This is a genomic window from Campylobacter aviculae (assembly GCF_005406215.1).
Lineage (GTDB): Bacteria > Campylobacterota > Campylobacteria > Campylobacterales > Campylobacteraceae > Campylobacter_D > Campylobacter_D aviculae.
The window spans coordinates 1-2,059 of record NZ_NXMA01000037.1 but is presented as its reverse complement, the minus strand read 5'-3'; the positions used below and the strand labels follow the sequence as shown (position 1 = coordinate 2,059).

The following is a 2,059-nucleotide window of genomic DNA, read 5'->3' as shown; positions in this document are numbered from 1 at the left end:
AGTATTTATCTTTTATGATATTTTTTATCTTATTAATTTAATCTTTTATTCTTATTTATATGGTTTAGTGTTTTTGGATTTAATGTTATTGTTAGGTTTGCTTGGTTGTTTATATAGGTTAATTTGTTTTTCTATATAGGGTTTTATATTTACTTGTGTATGGGTTTTAATTGGGTTTAGGTTGTTTGGTTAATGTTTTAGTAGATGAAATTTTCTTATTTATATCTGTAGAGCAATTTACAGGAGTAGTTACAAGTGTTTATAATTTTCATACCAATTTTATTATAGGAGCTATAACAGGATTATTAACTATATTTGCTAAAATTGCTTCAGCTATAATAATGTGGAATTTGATCATTAAAGGACCAAGTTGGGCTTTATCTTTGGTTGGAATAGATGGAAAACAAAGTGAAATGATTTCACAAGGAATGGAAAATACTCTAAATAAAAGAGCAAATATCGTTTGATATTTACTCTTTTTTTATTTTATAGTTAAAATTTACAATAATGTTGATACTTCACAACCAAACCAACAATTCCAATATCTTTCATGATCTTCTAAATTTTTCAAATATATTTTATAGTTATAGTTATCACTTGGCTCAAAAAATAAAGCAAAAAAATCAAAGCAAAACGAAAGATAAAATATATAAGTTGAAAATGCTACAAATAATATGACAAATGGAATATTAAATTTATATGCTTCATATTTATATTTAGATTTAAATATAAGCACATAAACAGAAAAGAAAAGCACTAAATAGTATAATTCTATTAAAAACAATATATAATGTCCAAAACCAACATAGTAAAAGGGCATGATTGTATCAAAATAAGAAAGCCTACTATCTCTAATCGAATAATTAATCAATTGCAAGATAAAACAAATTATAAAAGAAATTATAAAAACTACAATAGCTATTTTTTTTAATTTTTTCTTTTCATTTTCACTTAGATATATACTTCTCATAAGAGATAAGGTAAAACCAAAAGTAAGGAAAAGCGAAATAAAGCCAAGAATAATCCTAGCAAGTATTCCTGTTTTAGCAATATAGCTTGATGTAAGTGGTTCAAATAGCAATAAAAATATAAATGTCATACCTACAGAACCTGCAAGTAATGAAGTGCATTGTTTTGAAAGTTTTTCTTCTAGCATTTTAATACCCCCTTTCCTCAAGCCACTTTCTTAAAGCGTCATTAAAAATAAAACCTCTAGTTTGATATCTTCTGGCTTCCTCTTTAATAAATTTCTCTAATCGCTCATTAAGTTCAATATCTATTAAAACATATTTTCCTATTAATTCATTTTTTTTATTTTTGTTTTTTAAATTTTCTGTTTCTCCTTCAGCTTTTTCAAGAAATTCTTGAGCTTTCTTTTCTTTTATTTTATCCATTTTAAATTAATATATAACCAAGAGTCTTTTATAGATTTAGATAACAGAAAAGTTTATGAATGGGAAAACGATGAAAGTGTGCGTTTTAGAATAGCAACAGATAAAATCAAAGGGGAGGGTCTCATCCCGCCACTATCCCCCTCTGATGAGATAATTATAACATTTTATTCTGATAGAAATCTTAGTGATAAAATGGAATTTAAAAATCCTAAAGTGAAAGAATATTATGAAAACAAAAAAGAATTTAAAAATGAAAGATTGCATAAGGTAAATCGTTTATGAAAATTATTTTTTTAATATCATTATCTTTTATTTTTTTATTTGCTAATGCAAATTCTAAAGAAATAGCCAACGCTTTAAAATTAAATGCTTATAAATATAATATAGACAAGAAATTTAGCTAACAGTAACTTGATTTGGAGATGACGTATGTAAATAAGATTTTAAAAAACTCATAAATAAATCTTCTCTAGTATAGGTTCCATCTTCATTTTTTGGATAAAATGACATATCAGGTTTAAATTGCCAATCCTCTCCTTGAGAAACATTTTTTATTTCTTCTAAGGATAAACCAAAACTATGTCCACTTAAGCCATCTATAGAAGCTCCAGATTGTATATATAAACTTTCAGCTTCTTTCATTTGATCAGAGGTTTTGTAAATAT

Annotated in this window: 5 protein-coding genes and 1 pseudogene; 3 read left to right on the top strand and 3 right to left on the bottom strand. The window is 25.2% G+C overall.

Annotated elements, in window-relative coordinates; genetic code table 11:
- The first annotated feature begins 170 nt into the window (after nt 1-170).
- Complete coding sequence (locus CQA76_RS08810; protein WP_137623004.1) at nt 171-467, top strand: hypothetical protein; 297 nt, start codon at nt 171-173, stop codon at nt 465-467.
- A 32-nt stretch (nt 468-499) separates the two neighbouring features.
- Here CQA76_RS08810 and CQA76_RS08805 read toward each other — a convergent pair whose 3' ends face one another.
- Together CQA76_RS08805 and CQA76_RS08800 are read right to left on the bottom strand one after the other, a co-directional pair.
- A complete protein-coding gene (locus tag CQA76_RS08805; RefSeq protein WP_137623003.1) occupies nt 500-1,156 on the bottom strand; it encodes a hypothetical protein in 657 nt (218 codons plus the stop codon).
- Between the two features lies 1 nt (nt 1,157).
- Nucleotides 1,158-1,394, bottom strand: a complete 237-nt coding sequence (locus tag CQA76_RS08800) for a hypothetical protein (protein ID WP_137623002.1) — start codon at nt 1,392-1,394, stop codon at nt 1,158-1,160.
- A 78-nt stretch (nt 1,395-1,472) separates the two neighbouring features.
- On the opposite strand from CQA76_RS08800, the gene CQA76_RS08795 reads away from it, so the two are divergent.
- Nucleotides 1,473-1,676, top strand: coding sequence for a hypothetical protein (locus CQA76_RS08795; protein ID WP_137623001.1), 204 nt, complete (start codon nt 1,473-1,475; stop codon nt 1,674-1,676).
- Nucleotides 1,673-1,798, top strand: coding sequence for a hypothetical protein (locus CQA76_RS09320; RefSeq protein WP_269747354.1), 126 nt, complete (start codon nt 1,673-1,675; stop codon nt 1,796-1,798). The genes CQA76_RS08795 and CQA76_RS09320 overlap by 4 nt, the downstream gene beginning before the upstream one ends.
- Here CQA76_RS09320 and CQA76_RS08790 read toward each other — a convergent pair.
- Nucleotides 1,791-2,059: pseudogene (locus tag CQA76_RS08790) on the bottom strand (hypothetical protein); the annotation flags it as partial. The gene CQA76_RS09320 and the pseudogene CQA76_RS08790 overlap by 8 nt on opposite strands.

What these genes read in the sequence shown, in the direction of transcription:
- CQA76_RS08805 (WP_137623003.1), bottom strand. Translation starts at nt 1,156, where the DNA reads ATGCTAGAAGAAAAACTTTCAAAACAATGCACTTCATTACTTGCAGGT.
- CQA76_RS08800 (WP_137623002.1), bottom strand. Translation starts at nt 1,394, where the DNA reads ATGGATAAAATAAAAGAAAAGAAAGCTCAAGAATTTCTTGAAAAAGCT.
- CQA76_RS09320 (WP_269747354.1), top strand. Translation starts at nt 1,673, where the DNA reads ATGAAAATTATTTTTTTAATATCATTATCTTTTATTTTTTTATTTGCT.